The sequence below is a fragment of the Roseovarius halophilus (ex Wu et al. 2025) genome, assembly GCF_047086965.1.
In genome coordinates, this window is the sequence record NZ_JBKOTX010000003.1 from 1 (window position 1) to 13,508 (window position 13,508).

Below are 13,508 nucleotides of genomic sequence, written 5' to 3' on the forward strand. Positions count from 1 at the left end.
AGCCATCGGCGAAATCTGTGACCTATACGACCCCGCAGAGTGCTGGAACTACTTCAAGGCTGCCGGATATGTCTCAAACTAATCTCGAAACGCTTTAGCGTACCCACACCTCGACGCGGCGGTTCACCTGACGGCCCCATGCGCTGTCATCGCACGCCATCGGCATCGCCTCGCCAAATGCGGCGATCTCCAGCCCGATGCGCGACAGGTTCGCCGTCCGCGCCGCCCGCGTGACGGCATCACGCACGTTCCGGGCCCGTTTCATCGCGATGTCGCGGTTTGCCGCGGCCGGTCCTTCTCCATCGCTGAAGCCCACGAAAACAAGGCGACGCGTGTCATAGATACCGACTTCCATCGCCCGGGCGAGCTGCAGCACGTTCGACCGCGATTGCGCGTCAAGCCGCGCCGAGCCGGCCTCGAACCGGAAGCTCGTCGTAAGCCGTTTCAATGGCGCCAACCGCGCGACCATGCGCTGCAGCTCGTCAAGGTCCACGTCCGCCCCGGCCCGCGCGATCGCGTTGGCGAACCTGTTGCCCTGCGCGTCTATCGCGATCTCCTCGGGCGCCTGATCCACGAATCCCGCCCGGCGGATCACCAACTGTGCCGACGGGTCCCGCAGATAGGTGAGGAACTCCCGCACCAGCTTGGGAAATCGCCGCGCCGGCATGTACAGAAACAGCGGCTGTGTCAGCGGGTAATCCTCGGTCTTGACGTTGCGACGGGTCGCCCGCAGCCCGAAACCGCACCGCCCGTGCAGCGCCAGTTCCCATGTATCGCCCATTTCCGAACGGGTCGTGACGCCGAAGGCGAACGGGTCAGCGGCCACCGCCTCGGCCAGCGCGGCACCGTCTGCGTGGCGTTCCGCCGCCGGGATCAGCTCCCGTTCCGGCGGGGCCAGCAACCTGTCCCGAATGGCCTGCCCCGGCCCGGTCTGCGCATCCCAAACATGAACGGCAATCGGCGCATCGGGGCCGCCCAAATCCTGCCAGTTGACGATTTCACCCGACAGGATCCGGGCAATCTGCGGCGTGGTGACGGCCTGCACGGGGTTAGAGGGCGCGACGACAGGCACCAGCGCATCCAGCGCCACGACACGACTGCGATTCGTATCGCTCAAGTCGCCCAGCCCCGCCTCGCGGGCCCGGTCGATCTCTGCCGGGCGGACTTCGCGCAGGGTCATCGCGATATCGGCCTCGTCGGCCAGAAGATCGGCCAATCCCTCGTCCGTCCGGCGCATGTGGAACGTGAACTCGCCCGCCGTCTTGCCGCTTTCGCCATCCACCAGCACGTAGCGGATCCGATCCTTGGCAAGGGCCTTGCGCGACAGCGTATAGGATTCGCGGATCGCGAAGGCTTGCACCAGCGCGGGCATCAGGACACGCCCGATGGTCGGCGCACCCGAGAACGTGACCCGGGCCACGTAGTCCTCAAGGTTCGGGCAACCCGGCCCGTCGCAAAGCACGCCGGAACCGTCGACCGTCAACTCCCCGTAGACCGTGTCGACCCTGTAGAATTCACCGTCGAACCCGAGCAAGTCACCCGAAATTTCCACATCGCCATCCCGCGAGGTCAGCGTGACGTCCTGTGCAACCGCGGCGGATACGAGACCAAGAAGAAAAAGTGCGGCGCCCCACGCCGCACGCACCAAAGCCATCGACTGTCCCCCGGGCGATGCGGATTGTTTATTGTCCGGCGATCTTCAGGTCATTGAGCAGGTTTTTCAACACCAGAAAATCACCGGCCGCATCGCATTCCGGCATCGCCAGTTCAAGGTCCTTCACACGGGGCCGCCCGGCGCCGCGAACTTCGATCGTCTGTGCGGCAATGTCTCTTGTGCAATTGTCCTCCGTGACCTCGGCCTCGACACTGACCGCGACGTTCCCGCCACGCCGGGCCGTGCCACTGGGAAAGGTGTAAACCTCGGCAAGCCGCGCCTCGGGCTGGTCAAGCGCGCCAAGCCGCGTGTGGAATCCCCCCTCACCGCGGGCCGCGACACCCATGCTGCGCGCCGCATCGCTCCAGACATGGCCCTCTTCGCCATAGGAGGCACCGAATTCGAGGGCATGAAGCTGCAGGCCAGCCGGCCCCTGCCATTGCAGCACCACCCGGTCGTAATACTCCATCGACGTCACCTCGGCGGTGGCAACGGCGCCCTGCCCCGCGGCGAAGGAAACGATGAAAACGGCCTGCTTGCTCAATGCGGGGACCGTCAACTCGCTCTGGCCGGTCGCGTCGGTGACGCCGGTGATCATCATCCCGTTATGGTGAAGCGTGAAGCGTTCATTGATCATGCATGGCGCGTCGAGCGAAAGCTCGACCATCGCCGCGGCCAAGGTTTCAGCCGTCAGGGTGGTCTCGCATTCAAAGGCCGGTACAGGGGCTTCCTCTGGCAATTCGGCGCGCGTATCGGCATCGAAGGCCGCAGGCTGGATCATGGCCTCGGGCAAGGTCGGCAGCACTGCGGGCTGCGGCACGGGCCCCGGAGGGACGGGAACCGCGGATGTCAAGGTCACGTCCGTAAGGACGACAGCCCCCGACGTATCACCCGCAGCCCCGGATCCGCCCTTTTCGGCGTCTTCGGCCTGTCCGCTCGGCGCGTCCGCGGCGCGGGGCGGCCGCTCCCCGGCTTGCATGAAATAACCGATCCCGAGGGCACAAAGCAGCGTGCCCCCCGCGGTAATGAGACGACGAATTCCGGACATGACATTCTCCCGCACCTGTTACAGGTCTGACGCAGGAGTAGCCCGCGAAGTGGGCTGTCATGTGGCAGCGTTGGGATCTTAATCAGGCCGATCCGTGGCGGGACCGAAGCGTTACGCCACCCGGCCGTGGCAGTGCTTGAACTTCTTGCCCGACCCGCAGGGGCAAGGTGCATTGCGGCCCGGGTTACCCCATGTCTCGGGATCCGATTCAACGAACCCTGACGCGGCGTCCTCGGCAGGCTGGTCCTGCGTGCCGTCCAATGGCTGCGCCGCCGCTTCCATGGCGGCGCGCTGCGCCTCCATTTCCTCCATCATGGCGCTTTGCTCTTCCTCGGTCATGGGCCGGATCTGCGACAGTTTCTGGGTCACGTCCTGCCGCAGGCTTTCGAGCATGGATTCGAACAGTTGGAACGCCTCGGTCTTGTACTCGTTCAGCGGGTCGCGCTGCGCGTAACCGCGGAACCCGACAACACTGCGCAGGTGTTCAAGCGTCAGAAGGTGCTCGCGCCATTTCTGGTCAATGGTCTGAAGCAGGATCTGCTTCTCGATCATGCGCATGTTTTCCGGGCCGAACTGGGCGGCCTTCTGCGCCATCATCTCGTCGGCGGCCTTCTCCAACCGCTCGATGATGTCGTCGTCGTCCACGCCTTCTTCCTCGGCCCAGGCGATGATCGGCAGGTCGAGATTCAGATGCTCGATCACCGCGGCGTAAAGCCCCTCGGTGTTCCACTGGTCCGCGTAGGTCTTGGGCGGCATGTACTGATCGACCAGATCGCCGATCACCTCGGCGCGCATGTCCTTGACGATCTCGCTCAGGTCGTCGGCCTTCATGATGTCGAGACGCTGCTTGAAGATCACCTTGCGCTGCTCGTTCATCACGTCGTCGAACTTCAGCAACTGTTTGCGGATGTCGAAGTTGCGGCCTTCCACCTTGGCCTGCGCGCGCTCAAGGCTCTTGTTGACCCAGGGGTGGATGATCGCCTCGCCTTCCTTCATGCCGAGCGTCGAGAGCACTTTTTCAAGTCGCTCGGAGCCGAAGATGCGCATCAGGTCATCCTCGAGGCTCAGGAAGAAGGCCGACGTGCCGGGATCCCCCTGCCGGCCCGACCGGCCGCGCAGCTGGTTGTCGATGCGACGGCTTTCGTGGCGTTCGGTGGCAAGCACGAACAGCCCCCCGGCATCCTTCACGGCCTGCTCGTCGGCGGCATGTTCCGCCTCGATCCTCTGGCGCACTTCCTCGGGGTCGGCGTCGGGATCGGCAGCGATCGCCTCCATGATCTTGAAATCGACGTTGCCGCCCAGCTTGATGTCCGTTCCCCGCCCGGCCATGTTCGTGGCGATGGTCACCGTGCCCAGCTTGCCGGCATCGGCGACGATCTGCGCCTCCTTCTCGTGCTGGCGCGCGTTGAGGACGTTGTGGGCGATGCCCGCCTCGGTCAGCATCTGGCTCAGCATTTCCGATTTCTCGATCGAGGTCGTCCCCACAAGGATCGGCTGGCCCTTTTCATGCGCACTGCGGATCGCCGCGAGGATGGCGTCGTACTTTTCCTGCACGGTACGATAGACGGCATCGTCCTTGTCTTCGCGGGCGATCGGCATGTTCGTGGGCACCTCGACCACGCCGAGGCCGTAGATTTCCATGAATTCCTCGGCCTCGGTCACCGCGGTACCGGTCATGCCCGACAACTTGTCGTAAAGCCGGAAATAGTTCTGGAACGTCACCTGCGCCAGCGTCACGTTCTCGGGCTGGATGTCGCATCCCTCCTTGGCCTCGATGGCCTGGTGCAGCCCCTCGCTCAGCCGTCGGCCCGCCATCATGCGCCCGGTGAACTCGTCGATCAGCACGACCTGTCCGTCGCGCACGATATAATCCTTGTCCCGCTGGAACAGCTTGTGCGCCCGCAGGCCCTGATTGACGTGATGCACGATGGTCGTGCTTTCCGGATCGTAGAGCGATTGCTCCTCTTCCAGCAGCCCGCGCGCGTGCAGCAATTCCTCGAGGAACTCGTTACCCTCGTCCGTGAAGGTCACGTTGCGGGTTTTCTCGTCAATGCTGTAGTGATCTTCCTGCAGCTCCGGGATCAGGCGGTCGATGCTCACGTACAGGTCGCTGCGGTCCTGCGCGGGGCCCGATATGATGAGCGGGGTGCGCGCCTCGTCGATCAGGATGCTGTCCACCTCGTCCACGATAGCGAAGTTGTGGCCGCGCTGGTTCATCTCTTCGAGAGACGATTTCATGTTGTCCCGCAGGTAATCGAACCCGAGCTCGTTGTTCGTGGCATAGGTGATGTCAGCCGCGTAGGCGGATTTTTTCTCCGCGTCGGGCTGTTGTGGATACACGACACCCGTCGTCAACCCGAGGGCCGCATAAACCTTGCCCATCCACTCGGCGTCCCGCTTTGCCAGGTAATCGTTGACCGTCACGATGTGCACGCCCTCGCCCGTCAGCGCGTTCAGGTAGGCGGGAAAGGTCGCGACGAGCGTCTTGCCCTCGCCCGTCTTCATCTCGGAGATGTTGCCCTGATGCAGAAAAATGCCCCCCATCAGCTGAACGTCGAACGCGCGCAGCCCGAGCGCCCGGCGCGCGGCTTCGCGACAATTCGCAAAGGCATCGGGCAGGATCGCGTCAAGACTTTCGCCACCGGCGATCCGTTCCTTGAACTCGGCGGTTTTCTCGCGCAGGCCCTCGTCGCTCAGCGCCTCGTATTCGGCCTCCAGCGCATTGATCTTGTCGACCAGCGGGCGGGTCGCCTTGATCTTCCGGTCATTCGGTGTCCCGAAGATCTTCTTGGCGACATTTCCGATACCCAGCATGTTCTGTCCGTTCCGGTGTTTGGCTTTCGGGGACGGCAACCGCTTGCCCCCTTTCCATGTCACCCCTACAAGGGGCGCAAGGTGGCAGCATCGCCTTGGTCTCAAGGCGATGTAAGGGGCCTCTGATTGAGTGTCAACGTCGCGTGCCCGCGCGGCAGGATTAACCAGCAGACGTAAAGGAAAACCGAATGTCCGCTTGCTTCAAATCCATTTCCGCGGCGATACTGACGTCGGCCGCGCTTCTGGCCGCGCCGGCCTCGGCGCAGGATGGCCCGTCCGTCGACCGGGTGATCGCCACGGTCAACGGCACCGAGATCACGCTCGGCCACATGCTTGCGCTGCGCTCGGGGCTGCCCGCGCAATACGCGCAGATTCCCGCCGAATCGCTCTTCGACGGATTGCTCGAACAGTTGATCCAGCAGACCCTTCTCATGCAGGATCACGGTGACGAGCTGTCGCAAAGATCGAGGATCTTGCTGGAAAACGAACGCCGCGCGGTCGTGGCGGGTGACGTGATCCAGGACATCTTCGACGAGGCCCTATCGGACGATGCCGTGCAGGCCGCCTACGAGGCGCAATACACGCAGGCCGACGACGAGACGGAATACAACGCGTCGCACATCCTTGTCGAAACCCGCGAAGATGCCGATGCACTCAAGAAGCAATTGGACGACGGCGCGGAATTCGCCGCGCTTGCCAAGGAACATTCCGTCGGGCCGTCGGGGGCCAGCGGCGGCGATCTTGGCTGGTTCGGGCCGGGCGTCATGGTTGAATCCTTTTTCGAATCGGTGGCGGCCCTTGAAATCGGTGAAATCTCCCGGCCCGTGCAGACGCAGTTCGGCTGGCACCTGATCAGGCTCGACGATACCCGCATCAGCGAAGTGCCGCCGCTGGTCGAGGTGCGCGGCGACATCGAGGAATCGCTGCGCCAGCAAGCGCTGGACTCCTACGTGGCCGAGCTTGAGCAGAACGGAACTGTGGACCGCGCCGACACCGGCGATATCGACCCCGCCATCGTAAACCAAACCGAGCTTCTGGAGAACTGACGATGGGCGGCACGCCCCCGCGCTCACCGCTCGCGCCCGCCGGGTTTCCCGACTTGCCGGTTATCGGCGGCGTCACCTTTGGCGCGGTCGAGGCCGGTGTCCACTACCGCGGCCGTGCCGATGTGATGCTGGCCCGCCTCGTGCCCGGGTCAGCGGTGGCCGGCGTGTTCACCCGGTCGGCCACGCGGTCGGCCGCGGTTCTCGATTGCCAGGCCAAACTTGGCGGGAATCAATCCGAGGGCGCGGCGATCATCGTGAATTCGGGCAATGCCAATGCCTTTACCGGCAAGGCCGGGGCGGAATCCGTACACGCCATCACGGGCGCTGTCGCGCGCACGCTCGCGATGCCGCAGTCGCGGGTTTTCTCGTCGTCTACCGGCGTGATCGGTGAAAAGCTGCCGCATGACCGGATCATCAAGACCCTGCCGGACCTTGCCGCGAACCTGCGCCCGGACAGCATTCAGGATGCCGCCCGGGCGATCATGACGACCGACACGTTTCCCAAGGGCGCGGGAACCGAGGTGAAGGTGGGCGGTCAAACGGTGCGCATCGCGGGTATCGCCAAGGGCTCCGGGATGATCGCCCCGGACATGGCCACGATGCTCGTTTACATCTTCACCGACGCCGTGATCGACCAACCCATGCTGCAAAACATGGTGTCCGCGCTCAACCGGTCGACCTTCAACTGCATCACTGTGGACAGCGACACCTCCACCTCCGATACGCTGCTCGCGGCCGCTACCGGCGCCTCGGGCATCCGGGTCACCGAGGACAACGTCGGGTTCATGGAGGCGTTGCGAATGGTGATGACCGACCTGGCGCATCAAGTCGTCCGCGACGGCGAGGGGGCAACGAAATTCGTCGAGGTCTCTGTCACCGGCGCGTCGAGCGACGCCGACGCCCACACCCACGCCATGGCAATCGCGAACTCGCCGCTCGTCAAGACGGCCATCGCGGGCGGAGATCCCAACTGGGGTCGTGTCGTGATGGCCGTGGGCAAATCGGGCGCGCCCGCCGATCGCGATACTCTGTCGATCTGGTTCGGCGACATTCCCGTCGCGAGCAACGGGCAGGTGAGCGCCGAGTATCACGAGACCGACGGCGCGGCCTACATGAAACGGCAGGATATCGTGATTCATGTCGATCTCGGCCTCGGCGGCGGCACTGCCCGCGTGTGGACCTGCGACCTCACGCACGGCTACATATCGATCAACGCGGATTATCGCTCATGAAAACCGTTCTCGTCTCAGCAGTGGCGCTCGTCGATGTGGATGGCCGCGTCTTGTTGGCCCAACGCCCGGAGGGCAAGGCCATGGCCGGCCTCTGGGAATTCCCGGGCGGCAAGGTGGAACCGGGAGAGACGCCGGAAAACGCGCTGATACGCGAACTGAACGAGGAACTGGGAATCGACACGTGGCGCAGTTGCCTCGCGCCCTTGACATTCGCCAGCCACAGTTACCACGACTTCCACCTGCTCATGCCGCTCTTCGCCTGCCGCAAGTGGGAAGGCGTGCCGCGCGCGATGGAAGGGCAGGCGCTCAAATGGGTCTATCCGGCAAAATTGCGGGAAATACCGATGCCGCCGGCCGACCTGCCCCTGGTAGCGATTCTGCGTGACCTGCTGTGACGCTCAACGGCACGATGCTCTATTTTGCGCAGAGTTCTGCAAGGTATTGATAAACCTGAAATAGAAAGCTGTTCGATTTTGCTGACAAAAATTTTTTAATCGCTATTATTGTTTCCACGTTCAGCGCCGGTGCGGCTCTCACCGGCGCGCAACCTGGGGGAAATTTATGCTTCGCACTGTTCAGCTCGGATCGAGCGTCTTGATTCAGGGTGTCTTCGTACGTCTGTTGAAGAACGGCCTCATGCAGGTGCGTGTCGGGAATCGCGTCTATGCGGGCCGGCCTGTACCTCGCAGCGCGTGACCGCACCCGAACGCGCACCCGATAAAAAAGACCCTGCCGATCTGATGACGGCAGGGTCTTTTGTTTTCGATCATCACGACCGTATCAATCCAGCGACCGTTCGACTTCCTCGCGTTCGAAAATCTCGATCACGTCGCCCTGGCGGATATCCTCGTAGTTTTCGAACGCCATCCCGCATTCCTGCCCGGACTGCACTTCGGAAACCTCGTCCTTGAACCGCTTGAGCGTCTTCAACGTGCCCTCGTGGACAACGACGTCGTCACGCAGCAGGCGAACGCCGGCGCTGCGCCGCGCGATACCTTCGGTCACAAGGCAGCCGGCAACCTTGCCGACGCCCGACACCTTGAAGACTTCGCGGATCTCGGCGTAGCCGATGAATTTCTCGCGGATTTCCGCGCCCAACAGGCCGCTTGCGGCGGCTTTGACGTCATCCACAAGGTCATAGATCACACTGTAATAGCGGATCTCGACACCCTTCTGGTTGGCGCTGTTGCGCGCGGGCGCGTTGGCCCGGACGTTGAACCCGAACACGGGCGCCCCGGATGCCTCGGCAAGCCCGATATCCGATTCGGTGATCGCACCGACGCCGGAGTGCAGGATCCGTACCCGAACCTCGTCATTGCCGATCTTCTCCATCGCCTGCACGATCGCTTCGGCCGAGCCCTGAACGTCGGCTTTCACCAATATGGGCAATTCCTTGACGTTCTCGTTCTCCTTGGCCTGCGCCAGCAGCTGTTCCAGCGTAGTGCCCGCTCCCGCTGCCGCCCGTTTCTCCTTGGCCTTTTCCTGACGGTACTCGGCGATCTCGCGCGCCTGCGCCTCGGTTTCGACGACGTTCAGAACGTCGCCGGCCTCGGGCGTCCCGTTGAGGCCGAGCACCTCGACAGGGACTGACGGCCCGGCTGTCTTGACGCGGTCACCACGGTCATTGATCAGCGCCCGCACCTTGCCCCATTGCTCGCCGACAACAAAGATATCACCTTGCTGCAAGGTCCCGCGTTGCACGAGAACGGTCGCGACAGGGCCACGTCCGACGTCAAGCTGGGCCTCGATGACGGCGCCTTCGGCGGCGCGCTTCGGGTTGGCCTTGAGTTCAAGGACCTCGGCCTGGAGCGCGATCGATTCCAGCAGCTCGTCAAGCCCCTGCCCGGTCTGGGCCGAAACCTCGACATCCTGCACGTCACCCGACATGGCCTCGACGACAACCTCGTGCTGCAGAAGGTCCGTGCGCACCTTGTCAGGATTGGCCGCCGGCTTGTCGACCTTGTTGATCGCCACGATCATCGGCACACCCGCCGCCTTGGCGTGGTTGATGGCCTCGATCGTCTGCGGCATCACGGCATCATCCGCGGCCACGACCAGAACGACGATATCCGTCACGTGCGCCCCGCGGGCCCGCATGCTGGTAAAGGCGGCATGGCCCGGCGTGTCGAGGAAGGTCAGCACATCGCCGCCATCCGACGTGACCTGGTAGGCCCCGATATGCTGCGTGATGCCGCCGGCCTCGCCCGATACGACCTTCGCGTTGCGAATCGCGTCCAGCAGGGATGTCTTGCCATGGTCCACGTGGCCCATCACCGTGATGACCGGCGGACGCGCCTGCATGTCCTCGGGCTTGTCATCGACCGTGTCGATCACGTCCTCCACGTCGGCATCGCTGACACGGACGACCTTGTGGCCGAATTCCTCGATGATCAATTCCGCGGTATCGGCGTCGATCGACTGGTTCTGCGTGACCATCATGCCGTTCTGCATCAGCGCCTTGACCACGTCCCCGACACGTTCGGCCATGCGGCCCGCAAGCTCGGAGACGACGATCGTCTCGGGCAGTTGCACCTCACGGACGATCTTTTCACGCTCGTGGCTGCCGCCCATGGCCTTCTGGCGTGCGCGTTCCTGCTTGCGCTTCATCGCGGCAAGCGATTTCTGCCGGCCGCCCTCGCCCCCGGACAGCGCCTGGTTCAATGTCAGCTTGCCGGACCGGCGCCCGCCATCGTCGCGGCCCTTGCCGCGCCCGCCTTTCTGGTCGCGGTCCTTGTCCTGCTTGCGCGGCGGCTGCTTGGCCGGTGCACCGCGGCTCGGCTGCTGCTGAGGCTCGGCAGGCTGCGCGGCCGCCTGTGCTGTCGCCTTGGCGGCATCTTCGGCCTCGCGTTTCTTGCGGTTTTCCTCTTCGGCCTTGGCGCGGGCCTTTTCCTCGGCCTCGCGTTGCTCGCGTTCCTTGGCCTCCGCCTCCTCGCGGCGGCGCTGCCGCTCTTCCTCGCGGGCTTTTTCCTCGGCTTCGCGCTTGGCCTGTTCCTCGGCCTCACGCTCCTTGGCCGCCTGCAACGCCTTCATGCGGCGTTCCATCTCGGCGTCGGAAATCCCGGCCGGGCGCTTGCCGCCCCCTGCCGCCTGCGATGACTTGCCGCCACCCCCGCCGGAGGACGACCCCGCGGAGCCCGGTTTCGGTTTGACGACCCGTTTGCGCTTGGTCTCCACCACGACGTTCTTGGTCCGCCCATGGCTGAAGCTCTGCTTCACGTTCCCCGAGCGGGGACCACCACGCACACCCAAAGTCTTCTTTCCGTCGTTGTCGCTCATCTGGTCTTCTTTCCTTTCCGGCGGATCTGATCGCCGTCCGAAACGCGCAGGCCCTTCAGCCTTGCCGCCTCATGTACAACACGTTGGGCCAAACCGCCAGCACGCAGTGCCGCGTGGATCGAGGTTTGTCGCCCAAAAGCCCGCCCAAGTTCCTGAGCCGTCAACCAACCGATGTACGAGCCGCGATATGGCGTGCTCAACTTCGATTTCCCACGGTCTGACCCATCACTGGCCTGAATCAGCACGCGCGCCTCTTCCTTGGTGAGCCAATCCTTCACCTTTTCATAGCCCGATACGGCATCGCCGCCCTTACGGGCAAGGCTGATCAGGTTTACCACCCGTTGCGCCAGCTGCGCCTCCATCTGGTCGGCCAGTGCATCCGGCACCGCCACCTTCTGGCGCGCGGCACGCGAAAACAGCCCCTTGGCAACCGCCTTGTCGATCGCGGCCCGATCGGCGGTCACCCAGATGCCGCGGCCGGGAAGCTTCCCCGCGATGTCGGGCACCAGCTGCGCATCGGGGCCCGCCACGAACCGGAGAAGCTCCGCTTTCGGCCGCACTTCTCCTGTGACGATGCATTTGCGCTCGGGACCGTTCGAACGATCCTTGGGTTGCCCACCGCGACCCATGAAGCATCCCCGGAGCCTGAAAGATCAGGCCCCGGCCTCCTCTTCTTCGTCGCTGCTGACGGCGGTTTCTTCGTCATCGCCGCTTTCCAACTCCCCGGGATCGACCCATCCCAGCATGACGCGGGCGGTCATGACCATGTTCTGGGCCTCGCCGAGCGACACATCGAAGGGTTCGAGGAGGCCGTCATCCTTGACGCGATTTCCGTCAACGGTCGTCCAGCCGCCTGCAAGCTCCCAATCGGCACAGGTGGCGAAATCCTCCAGCGTCTTGACTCCATCCTCCGCCAGCGCTTTTACCATTTGGGGTGTCAGACCCTCGAAGTCAATGAGACTGTCCTCAACGCCCAGTTCCCGGGCCTTTTCAAGCGCCTCGCGCGCCTGCGCCTCCAGAACATCGCGCGCGCGCGCTTGCAATTCGTTGGCCGTGTCCTCGTCAACGCCGTCGATCACCAGAAGCTCGTCCAGTTCGACATACGCGACCTCGTCGAGATTGGTGAAGCCTTCCGACACCAGAAGCTGGGCGAAGAATTCGTCAAGGTCCAGCGCGTCCATGAACAGCTTGGTCCGCTGCTCGAAATCCTTCTGGCGGCGTTCGCTGTCCTCGGTTTCGGTCATGATGTCGATATCCAGCCCTGTCAGCTGGCTGGCCAGCCGGACGTTCTGGCCCCGCCGGCCGATCGCCAGCGAAAGCTGTTCCTCCGGAACAACGACCTCGATGCGCTCGGCATCCTCGTCAAGGACGACCTTGCTCACCTCGGCGGGCTGAAGCGCGTTCACCAGGAACGTCGGCACATCCTCGTTCCACGGGATGATGTCGATCTTTTCCCCCTGCAGTTCGTTCACGACGGCCTGCACGCGGCTGCCGCGCATCCCCACGCAGGCGCCGACCGGATCGATCGAACCGTCGTATGAAACCACGGCAATCTTCGCCCGGCTGCCCGGGTCGCGGGCGACGGCCTTGATGTCGATGATGCCGTCGTAGATCTCCGGCACTTCCATCTTGAACAATTCCGCCATGAATTCGGGCGCCGTGCGGCTGAGGAAAATCTGCGGGCCGCGCGTTTCACGCCTTACATCCTTGATATAGCAGCGAATACGATCACCGTTGCGATAGCTTTCGCGCCCGATCTTCTCGTTGCGGCGCAGCACGGCCTCGCCACGGCCGACATCGACGATCACGTTGCCATATTCCTCGCGCTTGACGATCCCGTTGATGATCGTGCCGGCGCGATCCTTGAATTCCTCGTACTGGCGTTCGCGCTCGGCCTCGCGCACCTTCTGCAGGATAACCTGCTTGGCGGATTGTGCGGCGATCCGGCCCAGTTCGACGGGCGGCACCTCGTCGGTGATCTCGTCACCCGGTACGGGGGCGGCCTGCTGATCCACACCTTCCATCAGGGCCTTGTCCGCATCGGTGGGCTTGCGAAGGATGAACCGCCGGATGTGGCGCGGCTCGGGCGCTTCACCATCCTCCGTCGGCTCGGGCTGCGAAACCCCCGACAGCACCACGACGTCTGGCCGCGCCTGCGCGATGGCCTGCGCCGCCTGATCGGTCGTGAGTTCGGCCTGGTAGTTTTCCAGCTCGTCATCCTCGGTCACGGTGCGCACCCGCGTGAAGGTGGCCCTGCCGGTTTTCCGGTCGATGCTCACCCGGATATTCATCTCGGCGCCGTACCGGCTCTTGGCGGCCCGGGCGAGGCTTTCCTCCATCGCTTCCACGACGAGACCGGGGTCGATCATCTTCTCGCGGGCCACCGCCTCGGCGGTCTGCAACAGTTCCAGCTGGTTGGCAGAAGTTATCGCCATGTC

At 63.8% G+C, this 13,508-nt stretch carries 9 protein-coding genes; 3 read left to right on the forward strand and 6 right to left on the reverse strand.

The genetic code is table 11. The features are described from left to right. Positions 1-94 precede the first annotated feature (94 nt). The 3 genes from ACH107_RS00845 to secA all read right to left on the reverse strand — a co-directional run bounded on the left by ACH107_RS00845 (position 95) and on the right by secA (position 5,516). On the reverse strand, positions 95-1,654 hold the full coding sequence (locus ACH107_RS00845; protein ID WP_412504226.1) for a substrate-binding domain-containing protein: 1,560 nt from the start codon (positions 1,652-1,654) through the stop codon (positions 95-97). 28 nt (positions 1,655-1,682) lie between these two features. Further along, complete coding sequence (locus tag ACH107_RS00850; protein WP_412504227.1) at positions 1,683-2,702, reverse strand: hypothetical protein; 1,020 nt, start codon at positions 2,700-2,702, stop codon at positions 1,683-1,685. Between the two features lie 111 nt (positions 2,703-2,813). Continuing rightward, positions 2,814-5,516 carry a preprotein translocase subunit SecA gene (secA, locus tag ACH107_RS00855; RefSeq protein ID WP_412504228.1) on the reverse strand — a complete coding sequence of 901 codons (2,703 nt, stop codon included), beginning with the start codon at positions 5,514-5,516 and terminating at the stop codon, positions 2,814-2,816. A gap of 188 nt (positions 5,517-5,704) precedes the next feature. Here secA and ACH107_RS00860 point away from each other — a divergent pair, with 188 nt between their 5' ends. Genes ACH107_RS00860 through ACH107_RS00870 form a run of 3 tightly spaced genes read left to right on the forward strand, consistent with a single transcriptional unit; the run spans position 5,705 to position 8,189 of the window. After that, positions 5,705-6,562, forward strand: coding sequence for a peptidylprolyl isomerase (locus tag ACH107_RS00860; RefSeq protein WP_412504229.1), 858 nt, complete (start codon positions 5,705-5,707; stop codon positions 6,560-6,562). Positions 6,563-6,564: 2 nt separating this feature from the next. Next, complete coding sequence (argJ, locus tag ACH107_RS00865) at positions 6,565-7,794, forward strand: bifunctional glutamate N-acetyltransferase/amino-acid acetyltransferase ArgJ (RefSeq protein ID WP_412504230.1); 1,230 nt, start codon at positions 6,565-6,567, stop codon at positions 7,792-7,794. Further along, positions 7,791-8,189 carry a (deoxy)nucleoside triphosphate pyrophosphohydrolase gene (locus ACH107_RS00870; RefSeq protein WP_412504231.1) on the forward strand — a complete coding sequence of 133 codons (399 nt, stop codon included), beginning with the start codon at positions 7,791-7,793 and terminating at the stop codon, positions 8,187-8,189. The genes argJ and ACH107_RS00870 overlap by 4 nt, the downstream gene beginning before the upstream one ends. Before the next feature lie 385 nt (positions 8,190-8,574). On the opposite strand, the gene infB is transcribed toward ACH107_RS00870, so the two are convergent. Genes infB through nusA form a run of 3 tightly spaced genes read right to left on the reverse strand, consistent with a single transcriptional unit; the run spans position 8,575 to position 13,505 of the window. Then, positions 8,575-11,070: a translation initiation factor IF-2 gene (gene infB, locus ACH107_RS00875; RefSeq protein ID WP_412504232.1), complete on the reverse strand. Its 2,496-nt coding sequence runs from the start codon at positions 11,068-11,070 to the stop codon at positions 8,575-8,577. Further along, on the reverse strand, positions 11,067-11,699 hold the full coding sequence (locus ACH107_RS00880) for an RNA-binding protein (protein WP_412504233.1): 633 nt from the start codon (positions 11,697-11,699) through the stop codon (positions 11,067-11,069). Before ACH107_RS00880 ends, infB begins: the two co-directional genes overlap by 4 nt. Positions 11,700-11,723: 24 nt before the next feature. Continuing rightward, a complete protein-coding gene (nusA, locus tag ACH107_RS00885) occupies positions 11,724-13,505 on the reverse strand; it encodes a transcription termination factor NusA (protein ID WP_412504234.1) in 1,782 nt (593 codons plus the stop codon). Positions 13,506-13,508: the final 3 nt, after the last annotated feature.

Coding starts and splice junctions, on each gene's coding strand:
- ACH107_RS00845 (WP_412504226.1), bottom strand. CDS start 1,654: ATGGCTTTGGTGCGTGCGGCGTGGGGCGCCGCACTTTTTCTTCTTGGT.
- ACH107_RS00850 (WP_412504227.1), bottom strand. CDS start 2,702: ATGTCCGGAATTCGTCGTCTCATTACCGCGGGGGGCACGCTGCTTTGT.
- secA (WP_412504228.1), bottom strand. CDS start 5,516: ATGCTGGGTATCGGAAATGTCGCCAAGAAGATCTTCGGGACACCGAAT.
- ACH107_RS00860 (WP_412504229.1), top strand. CDS start 5,705: ATGTCCGCTTGCTTCAAATCCATTTCCGCGGCGATACTGACGTCGGCC.
- argJ (WP_412504230.1), top strand. CDS start 6,565: ATGGGCGGCACGCCCCCGCGCTCACCGCTCGCGCCCGCCGGGTTTCCC.
- ACH107_RS00870 (WP_412504231.1), top strand. CDS start 7,791: ATGAAAACCGTTCTCGTCTCAGCAGTGGCGCTCGTCGATGTGGATGGC.
- infB (WP_412504232.1), bottom strand. CDS start 11,070: ATGAGCGACAACGACGGAAAGAAGACTTTGGGTGTGCGTGGTGGTCCC.
- ACH107_RS00880 (WP_412504233.1), bottom strand. CDS start 11,699: ATGGGTCGCGGTGGGCAACCCAAGGATCGTTCGAACGGTCCCGAGCGC.
- nusA (WP_412504234.1), bottom strand. CDS start 13,505: ATGGCGATAACTTCTGCCAACCAGCTGGAACTGTTGCAGACCGCCGAG.